The organism is Xanthomonas sp. JAI131 (genome assembly GCF_013410075.1).
GTDB lineage: Bacteria > Pseudomonadota > Gammaproteobacteria > Xanthomonadales > Xanthomonadaceae > Xanthomonas_A > Xanthomonas_A bonasiae.
On record NZ_JACCCN010000005.1, the window covers coordinates 408,188 to 423,806 of the forward strand.

The 15,619-nt window shown below is 62.6% G+C and carries 12 protein-coding genes and 1 pseudogene; 8 read left to right on the forward strand and 5 right to left on the reverse strand.

Annotated elements, in window-relative coordinates; genetic code table 11:
* Positions 1–255: 255 nt before the first annotated feature.
* On the forward strand, positions 256–951 hold the full coding sequence (locus tag HDC36_RS21330; RefSeq protein ID WP_179570859.1) for a YafY family protein: 696 nt from the start codon (positions 256–258) through the stop codon (positions 949–951).
* 58 nt (positions 952–1,009) lie between these two features.
* A complete protein-coding gene (locus HDC36_RS21335; protein ID WP_179570860.1) occupies positions 1,010–1,666 on the forward strand; it encodes a glutathione S-transferase family protein in 657 nt (218 codons plus the stop codon).
* Between the two features lie 336 nt (positions 1,667–2,002).
* Here HDC36_RS21335 and mutS read toward each other — a convergent pair whose 3' ends face one another.
* Positions 2,003–4,558 carry a DNA mismatch repair protein MutS gene (mutS, locus tag HDC36_RS21340; RefSeq protein WP_255432854.1) on the reverse strand — a complete coding sequence of 852 codons (2,556 nt, stop codon included), beginning with the start codon at positions 4,556–4,558 and terminating at the stop codon, positions 2,003–2,005.
* Between the two features lie 202 nt (positions 4,559–4,760).
* Here mutS and HDC36_RS21345 point away from each other — a divergent pair, with 202 nt between their 5' ends.
* Entirely contained in the window at positions 4,761–6,656 is a 1,896-nt protein-coding gene (locus HDC36_RS21345) for an integrase (RefSeq protein WP_179570862.1), read from the forward strand.
* A 41-nt stretch (positions 6,657–6,697) separates the two neighbouring features.
* Here HDC36_RS21345 and HDC36_RS21350 read toward each other — a convergent pair whose 3' ends face one another.
* Together HDC36_RS21350 and HDC36_RS21355 are read right to left on the reverse strand one after the other, a co-directional pair.
* Complete coding sequence (locus HDC36_RS21350; RefSeq protein WP_179570863.1) at positions 6,698–7,888, reverse strand: hypothetical protein; 1,191 nt, start codon at positions 7,886–7,888, stop codon at positions 6,698–6,700.
* Positions 7,824–8,351: a hypothetical protein gene (locus HDC36_RS21355; protein ID WP_179570864.1), complete on the reverse strand. Its 528-nt coding sequence runs from the start codon at positions 8,349–8,351 to the stop codon at positions 7,824–7,826. Before HDC36_RS21355 ends, HDC36_RS21350 begins: the two co-directional genes overlap by 65 nt.
* A 17-nt stretch (positions 8,352–8,368) precedes the next feature.
* On the opposite strand from HDC36_RS21355, the gene HDC36_RS21360 reads away from it, so the two are divergent.
* From HDC36_RS21360 to HDC36_RS21375, 4 genes are all read left to right on the forward strand, one after another.
* On the forward strand, positions 8,369–9,235 hold the full coding sequence (locus tag HDC36_RS21360) for a nucleotide-binding protein (protein ID WP_255432855.1): 867 nt from the start codon (positions 8,369–8,371) through the stop codon (positions 9,233–9,235).
* A gap of 806 nt (positions 9,236–10,041) precedes the next feature.
* Positions 10,042–10,716, forward strand: a complete 675-nt coding sequence (locus HDC36_RS21365; RefSeq protein ID WP_179570865.1) for a VWA domain-containing protein — start codon at positions 10,042–10,044, stop codon at positions 10,714–10,716.
* On the forward strand, positions 10,716–11,525 hold the full coding sequence (locus tag HDC36_RS21370) for a PP2C family serine/threonine-protein phosphatase (RefSeq protein WP_179570866.1): 810 nt from the start codon (positions 10,716–10,718) through the stop codon (positions 11,523–11,525). The genes HDC36_RS21365 and HDC36_RS21370 overlap by 1 nt, the downstream gene beginning before the upstream one ends.
* A complete protein-coding gene (locus tag HDC36_RS21375; protein WP_179570867.1) occupies positions 11,526–13,460 on the forward strand; it encodes a hypothetical protein in 1,935 nt (644 codons plus the stop codon). It abuts the gene before it with no gap.
* A gap of 26 nt (positions 13,461–13,486) precedes the next feature.
* On the opposite strand, the gene HDC36_RS21380 is transcribed toward HDC36_RS21375, so the two are convergent.
* Both HDC36_RS21380 and HDC36_RS23675 read right to left on the reverse strand, forming a co-directional pair.
* The gene (locus HDC36_RS21380) at positions 13,487–14,329 is read right to left on the reverse strand and encodes a hypothetical protein (RefSeq protein ID WP_255432859.1); all 843 of its coding nucleotides are present in this window, start codon (positions 14,327–14,329) and stop codon (positions 13,487–13,489) included.
* 144 nt (positions 14,330–14,473) lie between these two features.
* Positions 14,474–14,770, reverse strand: a pseudogene (locus tag HDC36_RS23675) (DUF4236 domain-containing protein); the annotation flags it as partial.
* Positions 14,771–14,793: 23 nt separating this feature from the next.
* On the opposite strand from HDC36_RS23675, the gene HDC36_RS21385 reads away from it, so the two are divergent.
* Entirely contained in the window at positions 14,794–15,198 is a 405-nt protein-coding gene (locus HDC36_RS21385; protein ID WP_179570869.1) for an H-NS family nucleoid-associated regulatory protein, read from the forward strand.
* The last annotated feature ends 421 nt before the right edge of the window (positions 15,199–15,619 follow it).

Below are 15,619 nucleotides of genomic sequence, written 5' to 3' on the forward strand. Positions count from 1 at the left end.
CGCGCGGCTGATCCCTCGCCGGCGCATGCGCCGGCAATGCGGCCAGCGACGGCCTTGCGAGTATAGGGGCGCGTGTTTCGGGCGGGCTACAGCCGCGACGCGAGCCGCCACCCGGCAGCGGCCGGCTTGCGCGCGCCAGCGTGTCACCCCGCACCGGTTCGATGGCCTGCGCGCGCTCGCACGACATGCCTGGAAGCGGGAGCGGATCCTTCCCGGCAGCGACCAGCACTCAGCAAAGCGCACTATCCTGTCGCGATGGCCATCCGTGCGACCCGTCTGCTGCATCTGCTCGACGCCCTGCGCGGCCGGCGCCGGCCGGTGGCCGGTGCCCAGCTCGCCACCGCGCTGGGCGTCAGCCTGCGCACGCTGTACCGCGATATCGCGACCTTGCGCGTGCAAGGCGCCGACATTCTCGGCGATCCCGGCGTCGGCTACGTGCTGCGTCCCGGCTTCCTGCTGCCGGCGCTGAATTTCAGCGAGGACGAACTGGAGGCCTTGACCCTGGGCGCACGCTGGGTGGCGCGCCAGGCCGATCCGGAACTGGCGCAGGCGGCGCAGCGCGCGGTGGCGCGGATCGCGGCCACGCTGCCCGGCAACCTGCGCCTGTCGATCGAGACCAGCGGACTGCTGGTGCCCGCCGCCGCGGACGTGCCGCCGCCGGCGCCGTGGCTGCCGGTGCTGCGCCGTGGCATCCGCCTCGAGCACGTGCTGCGGATGGACTACAGCGATGCCAATGGCGCGGTCTCGCAACGGTTGATCTGGCCGTTCGCGATGGCCTTCTTCGGCAGCTACGGCATGATCGCCGCGTGGTGCGAACTGCGCCGCGATTTCCGCCACTTCCGCGCCGACCGGGTGCTGGCCCTGGCCGACGACGGCGAACGCTATCCCTCGCGCCGGCACCTGCTGATCAAGCGCTGGCGCGCGGCCACCGGTTACGGCGCCGACTACTGACAGCACCTGTCAGCAGGGCAGGACCAGACTGCAGGCTGTTCACAACGGGAGTCTGCCCATGTCCACCGAGATCGTGCTTTACACCCACCCCATGTCGCGCGGCCGCGTCGCCCGCTGGATGCTGGAGGAAACCGGCCTGCCGTATCAGGCGATCATTCTCGATTACGGCACCACGATGAAGGCGCCGGCCTATCTGGCGATCAACCCGATGGGCAAGGTGCCGGCGCTGCGCCATGGCGACACCGTGGTCACCGAAAATGCGGCGATCTGCGCCTACCTGGCCGATCTGGTGCCGGAGCGGCAGCTGGCGCCGCCGCCGGGATCGCCGGCGCGCGCCGACTACTACCGCTGGCTGTTCTTCCTGGCCGGGCCGTTCGAGGCGCTGTTGACCGCGAAGGAGGGTGGGATGCTGGCACCGGCACGCAGCGCCGGCTATGGCCGCGAGGCCGACCTGCTGCAGACCCTGGAACAGGCGGTCGCGGACCGCGACTACCTGGCCGGCGATCGCTTCAGCGCGGCCGACCTGTATGCCGCCGCATGCCTGGGGTACTACCTGCGCATCGGCCAGCTCGAGCCGCGCCCGGCATTCGTCGCGTTCGCGCAGCGCCATGGCGATCGTCCTGCATTGCTGCGTGCCAGTGCGATCGATGCTGCGTTGATCGCGGCGCATCCGCATCCGGACATGCCGGCAAGCGTGGCGCCGGCGACCGCCTAGCGGCTGTTCCTTCTCCCCTCGGGACCATGGGCTCCCGTTTCGGGGGAAGGTGCCACGCAGGGGCGGATGAGGGTACGGGTGCAGCCTCGTGCGCCCAAACTCCGCGAGACGCTTCGCGCCGTACCCTCACCCCAACCCCTCTCCCGGTGGGAGAGGGGCTAACGCGGTTCCTTCTCCCCTCGGGACCATGGCTCCCTTTTCGGGGGAAGGTGCCCCGCAGGGGCGGATGAGGGTACGGGCCAGCCTCGTGCATCCAAACACCGCGAGACGCTTCGCGCCGGACCCTTACCCCAACCCCTCTCCCGGCGGGAGAGGGGCTGAGGCCGCACGCACGCGCTACAGCAGCGACTTGAGCCGGTACAAGGCTTCCAGCGCCTGCTTGGGCGTCAGCTCGTCCGGATCCAGCGCGGCCAGCGCGTCCTGCGCCGCCGATGGGGCGGCCGCGAACAGGCCGAACTGCTGCGGCGCGTCCAGCGCCTGCGGCGCCATCTGCGAGGCGTGGCTCTCGCCGCCGCGCTGCTCCAGTTCCGCCAGCCGCCGCCGCGCCTGCGCGACGGTGGCCTTGGGCAGGCCGGCCAGCGCCGCGACCTGCAGGCCGAAACTGCGATTCGCCGGGCCGTCCTTGACCGCATGCATGAACACCAGTTTGTCGCCGTGCTCGACCGCGTCCAGGTGCACGTTGGCGATGCCGCTGGCGCCGCCTTCCACCGATTCGTCGGCGAGTGCGGTCAGCTCGAAATAGTGCGTGGCGAACAGGGTGTAGCAGCGGTTGTGGTGGGCCAGGTGGCGCGCCACCGCGTCGGCCAGGGCCAGGCCGTCGTAGGTGGAGGTGCCGCGGCCGATCTCGTCCATCAGCACCAGCGACTGCGCGCTGGCGTGATGCAGGATGTAGCTGGTCTCGGCCATCTCGACCATGAAGGTGGACTGGCCGCGCGCCAGGTCGTCGCCGGCGCCGATGCGGGTCAGGATGCGGTCGATCGGGCCGATCACCGCACGCGTCGCCGGCACGTAGCTGCCGATGTGCGCCAGCAGCACGATCAACGCGTTCTGGCGCATGTAGGTGGATTTACCGCCCATGTTCGGGCCGGTGATCACCAGCATGCGCCGGTCCGGATGCAGGTCCAGGTCGTTGGGTTCGAACGGTTGCTCGCGCACCGCTTCCACCACCGGGTGGCGGCCGCGCTCGATGCGCAGGCACGGCGCGGTCTCCAGTTCCGGTTGCGCCCAGTCCAGCGCCTGCGCGCGTTCGGCGAAGCCGGCGAGCACGTCCAGTTCGCTGAGTGCGGCGGCGGCGCGCTTGAGCGGTTCCAGGCGATCGCCCAAGGTGTCCAGCAAGGCTTCGTAGAGCAGCTTCTCGCGCGACAGCGCGCGCTCGCGCGCCGACAGCACCTTGTCCTCGAAGTTCTTCAGTTCCTCGGTGATGTAGCGCTCGGCGTTGGTCAGGGTCTGCCGCCGCGTGTAGTGCACCGGCGCCTTTTCCGCCTGGCCCTTGCTGATCTCGATGTAGTAGCCGTGCACGCGGTTGTAGCCGACCTTCAGCGTGGCGATGCCGCTGCTGGCGCGCTCGCGCGCTTCCAGGTCGATCAGGAACTGGTCGGCATGGGTGCTGAGCCGGCGCAGTTCGTCCAGCTCGGCGTCGTAGTCGGCGGCGATGACGCCGCCGTCGCTGAGCTTGAGCGGCGGCTGCTCGGCGATCGCCGAGGCGAGCAGGTGCGCGATCTCGTCGTGCTGGCCCAGTTCCGCGGCCAGCGCGGCCAGCCGCGGCGAATCCAGCGGTGCCAGGATCGTGCGCACCGTCGGCAGCAGGCCCAGGCCGTCGCGCAGCGTGGAGAAGTCGCGCGGACGCGCCGAGCGCAGCGCCACGCGGGTGAGGATGCGTTCGATGTCGCCGAGCGCGCGGAACGCGTCGCGCAGATCGGCATCGGCGCCGCGGTCGATCAGCGTGCCGACCGCGTGGTGGCGCTGCACCAGCACCTCGCGCAGGCGCAGCGGGCGGTGCAGCCAGCGCCGCAGCAGGCGACCGCCCATCGGCGTGACCGTGCTGTCCAGAACGCCGAGCAAGGTGTTGCGGGTGTCGCCATCCACCCGCGTATCCAGCTCCAGATGGCGGCGCGTGGCCGCGTTCATCGCGATCGCCTCGGCCGCGGTTTCCATCGCGATCGCGGTCAGGTGCGGCAGGCGCTGCTTCTGCGTTTCCTCCACGTAGCCGAGCAGGGCGCCGGCAGCGGCGGTGGCGCGCGGCTTGTCGTCGATGCCGAAGCCGGTGAGGTCGTGCAACTGGAAGAAGTTCAACAGCTGGCGGCGGCCGCTGTCGGCGTCGAACAGCCACGGCGCGCGGCGGCGCACGCCGCGGCGCTCGCGCAGGAACTCCGGCCACTGGTCCTCGTCGGGCACCAGCAGTTCGGCCGGCTCCAGCCGCGCCAGCTCCGCTTCCAGCGCATCCTCGCTGTCGACCTCGTTGACCAGGAAGCGGCCGCCGGCCAGGTCGGCCCAGGCCAGGCCGTAGCCGTGCTTGTTGCGCGCGATCGCCATCAGCAAGGTGTCGCGGCGCTCGTCGAGCAGCGCCTCGTCGGTGACCGTGCCCGGCGTGACCACGCGCACCACCTTGCGCTCGACCAGGCCCTTGGCCAGCGCCGGATCGCCGATCTGCTCGCAGATCGCCACCGACTCGCCCAACGCCACCAGCCGCGCCAGATAGCCCTCGTAGGCATGCACCGGCACCCCGGCCATCGGGATCGGCGCGCCGCCCGAACTGCCGCGCTGGGTCAGGGTGATGTCCAGCAGGCGCGCGGCCTTGCGCGCGTCGTCGTAGAACAGTTCGTAGAAATCGCCCATACGGAAGAACAGCAGCAGGTCCGGGTACTCGGACTTGGCGGCGAAGAACTGCTTCATGAGCGGAGTGTGCTCGGCAGTGCTCTTCGGAGACGAGGTTTTCGGATTGGAATCAGTGGTTTGCAAGAAGCTTCCTTACGGCATGTAGCGATCAATCCGGGTCATTGGCGGCAAGTAACGGTGTTCTTTGTTGCGCCGCAGTTGCGGCGGTCATTCAAACGGGATCAAACTGATGTTGCGACGGACACACAGCGGATCGACCATGGATACGGTTGTTGCGACGGAGGCGGCTGCCCCGCGTCGCCGAGGCACTAAGTTTAAGCTGACCTACCGTCAAATCTGCGAACTGAGCGTGGCTAAAGGCCCCGTTGAGGGACCGCAGGGCCGGACCATCATCTCCCCACGCCAGGCAGCGGAAGTAGGGAAGCCGTATCGGGTCCTGGATGGCAACCAGGGAGCGCCGACCGGCTTCGGCTTCTACGTTGGCACCACCCGCACGACCTACGAGGTCGTGGTTCGCGGGCCTTCAGGAGTTCGGCGGTTCTCGCTAGGGAATGTGGCCGACATGGGGCCCGAGCAGGCCTACGAGCTGGCCCGGCAGAAGCTGGCCGTGGTTCGGGAAACCGGGGAGCACCCGTCTCGGCAGGAGGCCCGCAGCGAGCACCTTCTTGAGCTCAAAGGGGTCACTCTGGCCGATTGCTTCGCCGCCTACATCGAAGACCTTGAAAAGAAGGTCCGAAACAAGAAGGCCAAACCGGCGAGCGTGCGCGCCGTCCAGGACAGTTTGGCTCGGTTTGCGCGTGCTGAAGTTGGGCTGGCCGACAAAGCCATTCTCCGGCTGACGGACCGGGACATCCATGAAGCCTTCGAGAACCTGCGGAGGTCGTCCATGGTCCGATCCAACCGGATCCCGACGGCGATGCGAACCGCCTTGGCCGACCATCCCGACTGGGCAGAGCTCTCGACGCAGCAACTGGAGGCTCTGGGGATCAGCGGTCGATACCTGCAGCGGGTCAAAGCCGCTGGGCGGGCTTCGACCGAACATTCGTTCACCGATGCCAAGCGGGCCGTTGACCTTGTGCTCAAGCGCGAACGGAAAGCGGCTGCCCGAGAGCAACGAGAGCCGGTGCTGCGCTACAACCCATTCCAGGTTATCCACGACGACGACATGCTGCGCGACGCCCAAGAGCTCCGACGGCACTACGAGCGGGCAGAGATTCGAAACCCGCTGGGCGACGACACGCTGCCGCGGGTGCTGAAGGTGATTTTGGCTCGGCGGGACGAGCAAGGCGGGTTGAATGCGACAGGGGCGGATTACCTGCTGCTGACGCTGCTATGGGGCACGCGACGCAGCGAAGCGGCGCAGTTACGTTGGTTTGATCGGTGTTCGCCTGGCGAGCTAAGGCAATCCGAGGTGTCCTGGGTTTGGCTGGCCGGGCCGGACGAGGTGAACCCCTACACCCGCCGTGCAGGCTCGCAGGTCTACCTGTTCGACACCAAAAGCGGGGAGGAGCGCTACTTGCCGGTGACTTACTTCGCTCAAAAGGTGTTGGAGCGCCGGTTCGAAGAGCGCCTTGATGAAGTGGAGGCGCGGAAGGCATTGGTAGACATCGAGGAGCTGCTGAAGGCGGCCAAGACCAAGGGATACCGCATCGAGTTGGTCGAGAGGCTGGAGAAAGAAGTAGAGCAGGCGCGTCGCGCGTTGGTTCGGTCGGTCTTCGTCTTCCCGGCTAGGTCCCATCGCAGCAAGACGGGACACTATTCCGACAGTAAGAGCATCGTGGCCAACGTCCGCCGGGATGCTGGACTCGTGGATGTGCGGGCCGAAGTGGACATCGGGCTGACCACGCACGATTTCCGACGAACCCTGGGCCGCTATGCAGCGCTGCTGTTTGGCGAAAGCCGGATCGTCTCGCAGCTGCTTCACCATCACACGCCGGGACTCGGGACAGATCGCATGGCTGCGGTCTCCGAACGCTACACCGAGCAGGAGTGGTCCAAGCTCAGGGAGGCTATGGGACGGGTGGAAGAAAGCATGATTGCAATGAGTCCCCGTGTCTGGAACCGCCTCAAGGGAACCGACAAGCCCCGCCTCGACGAAATAAATGATAAGCCAGCCTCCATTTTCACCGGTAGGAACAGGCGGGGATTGGACTGAAGTTTCCAGTTATTTGACTTTAGGGGGGGGGCGAAAAATTGCTAGGGACGGGGGCCGCGGGATTTTCTTGGCGCCGTGGGGGGTGTAGCATTCGACTCGGGCTCCGCATCAGGCTCGGGCTCCGCATTAGGAAAGAGTGACTCTAGCTCCGAGGTCACCGTATTTATGAGTTCTGCACTAATCTGTTCTCGTCGTTTCACGCGGAATTCTCGGGCGCCATCTAATATTTCTTTCAAACTCAGATCAAGATTGACGCTGTCGTCGATGCGGCCAACGTAGATGTCTATCTTGCCTTTGACCGCTGTCAAAAGTCTTCCAAGTTTCATGTGGCTGTCCAGTTCGAGCCACCCGGGATGCCGGTGCATGGTTGGGCTGGCGCCTATTGTTAGTAGAGTGATAAATTGGATTCCATTGTCTCGGGAGCAAATGCTCTCAGGTTCGAAGTCGGACCAAATATCTGCCGCTACCTGGCTCTTCTCAATGCTCGACGCTACAGTGTGGTCGATAACACGTGGTTCTTCTTTGGATTTTCTGCGTGTTGTTCTTTGGCGTTTATTAGTGTTGGGATATCTCTCAGCAAGTTTCGCTTTGTATAGAGATTCTGCATTTTCTCGATATGAATCGTAATGTTCTGAGATTGCGCGTAGCGCTGAAAGCGGTGTTGCTATAATCGCGTCGGGCTCGTATGCAATGTAGTGAACCCAGCTCAGTAGTTTTCTGGATTCTTCGCTTACTTGTATGGCGTTCTCGACGTCTCTGGCAAAATCCATGAGTCGAATAAACTGCGGCTCGGGTATTTTCTCTTGACTAGCTCGCTCGGGCGAAATCTGATGGACGGAGAAGTTTCCGCAGCTGTCTGCGCACTTCGCTTGGAAGATTGCTAGTCTGCTTAATTTATCTGTCACTCTCAAGATTAACGCAAAATCTGCGCCAGTCGATGGTTCCGCATTTCTGGCGTTTCCGCTTTTGGCGAATCGGATCCAGTTGAGGTCAGGTTCCTGCGAGAGGGCTTGGAAGCACCAAGGGGCAGTGGCGGCTATGGCTCCAAGAAGAGCTCCTGTAGTTGTTTCTTCGTCGGCATTGCTGAAATACTCGCTACAAATGAATCCATTGCAGGCGAGCTGAAATGTAGCTGACAGGGCGCTGCGCTCCAGTTCCTCGCCAAAGTCAGGAAGCATCTTTTCGAATATCGATTGAAGTGAGTTGGGTGTCTCGGGGAGAGGGGCTGTCATGATCTCCTACGCTCTGCTTCCAAGTCGTTTGGAGTATACCTAACGTTTTGGCTCGAGTGATACGTCGCGCATTGGTTCCCAATGTTAGCTGATCTTCGTAGACGGCAGCAGCTCTACTTCGCCATCGGCTAGGCAGGGATCGATTGATGGATTGAAGATCCTTCAGTGCCGGTGGATAGGGTGCTCCCTTGTCGGCCAGCCACTCCATCACCTCCCAAACATTTTTCGACTCCCAAGCTGCGGATTTTTGCAATAGCTCTTCGTAGAACGATTGCATCAATGCGACTTCCATCAGCGTTCCGTCGAGATATCTGGCGACTTCACTGAAGTAGCGGAACTCGCGGACTTTTTGCACTTCGCCATTAATGGTTCTCTGGAGTTGCCATCCTCTGCTGTCGTGTTGCAACTGGATTAGCTTCATCCCCAGCTTGCCAAACAGTCTTTCTGCGCGGTTTTTGTCCATTGCAAATTTCCCTTCCGATGCTGAAGACTATTCGGCTCGCTATGGCTGTCAAGGGTGCAATCAAAGATAAGGCAAAAGGGCGTTTTCTTTCCAAATCCGCTACTATCTTCCTCTCAGGAATCGAAAGACAGGGCCGGATGATTGAGGTCGTTCGTAGCAAGGAGCAATACCGCGCGCTGGTCGATGCTTCACTGGACAGGGAGTTGGAACGGGCCAGGGTCGGTCTGACCCCGTCGGTCAGTAGTAGAGCAGCGGCAAAATTCCTTGGTGTCCATGTCGACACCCTCGGCCAGTGGCGTCGGCGGACACCGCCATTGGGTCCTGCTTTTCAAAAAGGGGCAGGGGACAACGAGGGCGGAGCCAACCAGCACGTCCGCTATCTGATTTCCGTCTTGGAAGAGTGGCAGTCGGCCCGAACGGGGAAGACGGTCAAAGAACGGCGGCTCATGGATGAACTGGAGCGCGTGAAGCAGCGGGCTCGGGAGTTGGAAATGGAGCTTGAGCTCCAGTCCCTGCGAGAGCAGGTCGCTCGAATGACCAGGAAAACGGGTCGAGTGCTGGCCTTGGAGACAGTGAAGGAGTGCTTGCAAAACACCCATCACTGGGTGGTGGCGGAGGGGCGTGTCCTCGGCCATGTCTTGACCGTGCCTGCTGAAGCGCTTGAGATCGCCTTGGAGGGCGGGGACGTATTGGATGCCACGCTTAACGAGGTGCTCGGCATGTCGTGGGTCAACAGCGACAAGCGGGACGTCTTTGCGCAGCAAATGGACCAGGCTCTAGGCGAGCTGGCTGGGCGCTTGGCGCAAGAGCGCTCTGCACAACGCTCTCGGGATTTGGATGCGCAGCTTCCTCCGGCCCGGGAAAGCACGCGCACTCCTTTTTAAGCGAGAAAGGTCTTTCCACTGCCATGGTGAGCTAGGGAGCCAACCCAGCCATCACCGCGAGGATCGGTTCCGCTTGTCTGTGGTCAAGGGCCTAAGCCGGATCTGCTGGTCGCTGACGCTCAGCTCTGCGAGAGGTCCCTTTAAGGCCCCAAGCTGCACAACACTCGTTTGAAGGATGGTCAGTGAGCCCAGCCTTGAAGATTGCTTGGCGTTGCGATCGTAAGCAATGGCAATGAGCCCACCTGCATTGAACACCAGTGCGCTTGCTCCAATGGCCGCGCAGCCAGCGGAAACCTTCTTCACACCCGCGTCCACCATGACGAGCCGAAAACCATTGACCGTAGTGTCGGCACTGACGTGCCATCCGGCTTTTATTGCCTCCTTGGCCTGAGGCGAAAGGTTGGACGGAGCCGGGCGTGGGCACCGCGCATCGGCCTGCACCGGCTGCTTTGCCGACGGCAGTTGAGCGGTAGGCACTAGGCGAAGGGTTCCTACCCTCTCGGTCGACAGGGCGGGCGTTCCCGCATTCAACGGCGGCAGCGCTGATGCTGTCGCTGCGGCTTCTTCTTTAACGTTCCCATTTGGCACGGCCCTTGCTGAGCCTGCGACGCGCGCCATCAACGCTGTCGCCAGAATAAGGATTACGGCTGCAGAGACAGCCAAAGGAGCCCAATCCGCGACTCCCTGCGGGGCCCAGGCTGGCAATGAGGCGGGGTTAGGGTGGGTGGCCATAGCCCATCATAGATTGGGTTGGAAGGCGGAGCTATGATGGCGCTTCAAGCCAAGGGACAGGGAGATCCAGCGTCATGAATGATTTTGAACAGGTTCCTTTTGGGGCCAGCGATTTTGCCGAGAACCCTGAGAACCGCTGCGCCTGCCTGCTGTTGTTGGATACCTCTGGGTCCATGGCCGGCAAGCCGATCGAGCAGCTCAATGCGGGCCTGCTGCAGTTTCAAGAAGAGTTGAACTCGGACTCGCTCGCCGCTAAGCGGGTGGAGGTTGCCATTGTCACCTTTGGCCCGGTCCAGACCGTGACCGACTTCGTCACGGCAGACAGCTTCTATCCTCCCGTGCTGTCGTGCACTGGCGATACCCCGATGGGCGCTGCGATCGAACAGGGCCTTGAGATGGTTCGGCAGCGCAAGGAGATCTACAAGGCCAACGGCGTCTCTTACTACCGGCCTTGGGTGTTTCTCATCACCGACGGCTCGCCGACCGACGCATGGCAGCGAGCCGCAGCCTTGGTCCGCGAAGGAGAAGCGACGAAGAACTTCCAGTTCTTCGCTGTTGGCGTGCAAGACGCAGACATGCACACCCTCGGCCAGATATCCACGCGTGCACCGCTGCATCTGAAGGGACTCCAGTTCAAGGAACTCTTCAGGTGGTTGTCCAACTCCATGAGTGCTGTGTCCCGTTCAACCCCGGGCGATGCTGTGCCTCTGGACAACCCCGCTGCCCCGGAAGGCTGGGCCAGCGTGTAATGGAACTGCAGGACTGGCGCGTCGTTGCGGCGTCCTCCATTGGCACGTCCCATGTCAAGTTTGGGACCGACTGCCAGGATGCCTATGAACAGGAGTTCTTCCAAGAGCACGGCACCGTGCTCTTGGTGGCATCCGATGGCGCGGGAAGTGCCTCGCAATCAGAAACCGGTGCAAAGCTGGCAACGGCGGAGATTCTGGACTGCGTGCGCAATCACTTCGAAGACGGCCATGGTGTTGCGGATCTAACCCGGGACGTGGTGTTGAACTGGCTCGCTGGCGTTGCGGCCCGCATTGCGCACAGGGCTGCGGCCGACGGGTTGGAGGTCAGGGAGTATGCGTGCACGTTGGTGGCCGCCATCGTCTCACCGACCCACGCATGCTTCTTCCAAGTGGGCGATGGCGCCATTGTCATCCGCCCCCGCGGAGATGACTGGGCCTATGTGTTCTGGCCTCAGCACGGGGAATACATCAACACTACAGTCTTTGTCACCGATCTAGCTGCTGTTTTGAACGCAGAATTCTCGTGCAATACAGGCCCCGTGGATGAGGTCGCGGTGTTCACCGACGGCATTGAAGCCTTGGTGCTTCACCAAGCGACGCAGAGCGTTCATTCGCCTTTCTTCGACAAAATATTTGCGCCTGTTCGCGCGCTGGAGGGCCCGGGCTACAACGAAGAGTTGTCCTCCAAGCTGGAGGCCTACCTTTCCTCGCCGGTGATCTGCGAGCGGACAGACGACGACAAGACGCTGCTTCTTGCCAGTCGGCTGGCGAAGCTGCCCGACGCACCGGCGCCAGCCGAGGACCCCTAAGTGGCCTCACCTGTTCTGGTTGGCAAAGCCGGACCGGTCCGGCTGGGAAAACAGCTGGGCAAGGGGGGCGAGGGAACGGTCTTCGAGGTTGAGGGAAGGCCGGACTCGGCCGCCAAGATCTATTTGGCGGCGATCAGCAATGAGAGAGCGGACAAGCTGGTGGCCATGGCCGCGCTGCGGACCGCCGCGCTGGATCAGCTCACTGCCTGGCCCATTGACGTCTTGCGGCAATCAGATGGCAAGGTCTGTGGCTTCGTCATGGCCAACCTTCGTGCGTCGAAGGACATTCATAAGCTCTACAGTCCGAAAAGCCGCCTAGCGGAATTTCCCCAGGCCGACTGGAGACTGGTCGTTCGCGCCGCTTTGAACACGGCCCGTGCGTTCTCGGTTCTCCACCAGGCGGGTCACTTGGTTGGGGACGTCAATCACGGCGGCGTGCGGGTGTCACCCGATGCGACCGTGAAGCTGATCGACACAGACAGCTTCCAGATTTCGCACCAGGGGCGCACCTTCCTCTGTGAGGTCGGCGTCCAAGACTTCACGCCGCCCGAACTCCACGGAAAGGCCTTCAAACAAGTCACACGAACCGCTAACCACGACAACTTCGGCTTGGCCGTCCTGATTTTCCAGATGCTCATGAATGGTCGGCATCCCTTTGCTGGCCGATACAGTGGGCCAGGCGACATGCCAATCGAGAAGGCAATCCCTGAGTTCCGCTACGCCTACGGCAAAGACACTGCGCGGACCCGCATGAGCCCGCCGCCATTGAGTGCCTCGCCGGCCGCGGCATCGCCTTGGGTTGCAGGCCTTTGGGAAAAGGCCTTTGGCATCGAGGGAGCCAAGCCAGGCGAGCGCCCCAAGGCAGAAGACTGGGTCCAGGCCCTGACGAAGCTGGAGCAGCACTTCAAACGGTGTTCTTCCAGGCCATCGCATTTCTATTTCAATGGGCTTGCTGAGTGCCCATGGTGTCCGATTGAACGCGCAGGTATTGCGCTCTTTGGCGGTGCAGAGGTCGTCATCCCCAATCTGCCCTCGGGTCCCTTCAACCTAGATTCGGTTTGGCGAGATATCACGACGGCAGTGTTGCCACCCATGCATGCGCTGCCTCAGTTAAAGGCAGTGCCTGCCAATCCCCAGATTCAAGCCTTGGGCAGCCGGCGCACCTTCTGGAAAACGACAGGGTGGCTGGTGGGGCTGCTTATCGCGGTGCTTGGCATCTCACTTTCTGCAGTGTTAGCCCCAGTGTGGGCGTGCCTGGGGTGGTTGATGGGCGCGTGGATCAACAGTCGTGGCCGTTCGGACCTGGGGCCGCTGTCGTCCGGCTACCAGCAAGCGAAAGCCCAATACGACGGCCTCGTCGCTCGATGGAAGCAAGAGCAGGCGGACCCCCAGCTTCAGTCGAAGCAAAATCAGCTTCGCCCGCTGCGCGATGAGCATGCCGGTCTGCAGGAGGAACGAGAGAGGCGCTACCGAGCCCTGTTCAATAATCGTCGGCAGAGCGCTTTGAGACAGTTCTTGGATCAGTTCGAGATTGAACGGGCTTCCATTCCTGGGATTGGCGCAGCGAAGAAGGCGATGCTTGAGTCGTTCAACATAGAGACCGCAGCGGATGTCAATCGCAACGCAGTTCTGAATGTTCCAGGCTTTGGCCCGGCGCTGACCGACCGCTTGCTGAAGTGGCGACAGGAAAGGGAGGCGCGATTCCGTTTCGACCCTAATTCTGCGATCGACCCCAGGCAGGTCGCAGATCTGGACCGGACCATTCAATCACGAAGGGCTCAGATCGAAGCGGACCTGATGGCTGGCCGAGCCGCTATCCTTCAGATGCGACAGGCAGCGATGGCCCGTCGCAGGTCCTTGGAAGAAGCCATGCGTGCTGCGGTGGATGCTTTCTCACAGCGGACAGCGGACGCCAGGGCTGCCGGGGTTCTTTAAAAGACACTGCTGACGGAGGGGCTCGTTCAGGCCAACTCCCTCGGCATGACTCGAGACAGGCCCGCGATGGCTGAGGCGAACCCAGCGGCTGACCCGAGCCGGGACACCTGCAGGAGCTCGTTGAGGCCGGTATCACTGCGCAAAGCGACCTCCTCGTATTGGCACACTGGGATTTCCCGGTTGTCCTTGAAGCGGCGGTCAGGACCGCCCTTCTTATTGACATAGCGCCAAGTGCGATCAACGACCGTCGCGTCACGCGGAACGCCGCCGTCTTCGACAAAGCGAGTGGATGACACCAGGACCTGTAGCCCTTGGTAGCTCACCGCGCCAACGCCATTCGAGTCATAGACCAGGACACGGTCTGGGAAGAAGTGAAGGGTTTGCGTGCCGACGTTGACAGCGATTGTCTGGATGTTGGTCTGCACAAACGGAGGTGGCGCCGACACAAATCGTGTCAGCTTTCGCTCGACAACGGTTCCTGCCCCAGCATGGTATTTCCTGTCAAACACCTTTGCATGCGAGGACACATGCCAAGTAGCGCTGGCCGACGCCAGGGCATTCGCTCCTGCGTGGAGTGCCTCTAAGGCCTTCTCCATCGATTCGTCCAGCTCATACATCAAAACCACGGTCTTCCGAAGCTGATCCTTCTGGTGCGCCGCAATGATGGCTCCCATTGCTAAAATGGCCAGCACGACCAGTGCCCAGTTCGGGGCCTGGTTGCCGGCCGCGATCAGAAGCACCAGCGACGAAACCACGGCAACGCCTGGCCAGATGCGCCATTTCTGCTTCTTGGCGTTGAGCTCTTCCAGCAATGCCTGGGAGGACGAGTCCACAATCGTGGTCGCGTTGGCCGAGTCGATCTCGACCATCGGGCCATGGGTATGTGAGAAGTCGGGTGGTTGCTGGGTAGGGGCTGGATAGGGCGGGGCTCCGAAAGCGGGGCGGGCGGGACCACGTGGTGAAGGTGGACTCGAGCTCGAGGATCCGGCAGGGATGGTGGCGCGGTAGTAGATGCCGCCGGCGCCCATGTGCACGTAGTTGCCCCGAGGCCCAGTGCCGACCCGGAACCCTTTGAACCCAGCGGACACGCCGACGCCACCCTTGGATAGGTTGAACCGTAGCGGCCCTACCCGAACGCTCTTGCGTAGATACAGTCCCATGCTCAGGCCCCCTTTAGGCTCCATGCCGAGCAGTTGTATAGCATGGTCAGCATAGCCCCAAGCTGCTGCTATTTGTCGCTGGAAAAGGCAATGTCCAAGCGAGTTGGTGGCTAAATCCTTTAAACTCCGGACCTCCGGGATAAGACCCATGTTCCTAACAGGCGATGCGCTGAATGAGTAAGAAAACCATTGAGTCGATCACCTCTGCCAAGGCCAAGCTCGAAGAAGAGCTCCGCAAGCTTGAAGAGCAGGAAGCGGCTCTCCGCCAAGAACAGGCCGCCGCCGCTGTCGCGGAAATCACGGGCCTGCTGAGCCAATACAGCGAGCACTTCACCCCGAAGCAGAAGGCGGAACTGGCAGTCGCCATCGGCGCCAGCAGCCCGGGCCGCGGTCCCAAGTCCGCTCCTAACCAGGCCAAGAAGGAAGTCGCCCCCAAATATTGGCTGCCACATACCCATGAGACCTGGAGCGGCCGGGGCCGTCCCCCGCGCGCCTTCACGGCATGGGAGGGCACTGCTGCTTACAAGCAGTGGAAGGCTGGTCACCCGGACGAGAAGTTTCCGAAGTATCCGGGCTAAGCGCTGGTCCCTTTGTAGGAAGACGCTATCGGTAGAGCGCAAGCTCGCAGCTCATCTATGAGCTTGGCAGAGCGGTGGGCGTCGTAGAGCCCAGGGGCTCAGCGCTACGGAGTTGCCGGGCGGCTAGCTGGGCTGGGCCGGTCGGCCCAGCAAAAAAGTTTTTGGCGTCTCAGAATTTGCAACAAAGGAGCGATACGATTCGTCGGTGCCGGGCAATGCCCGCGCACCGCGGTCATCGCCTACAACTCTATCCAAGCTCAAGGATGACGCTATGTCGAACCCCCACGTTCGTCTCTCCCGCCGTATCGGTGTGGCCTGCCTGTTGTTGCTTGCCGGGATGCTGGTTTCGCCGCTGAGCTACGCGGCGCCGCAGCCGCAATACGGGCCACCCTATTCGGCCAACTCTACGAGCGGCTCGGCC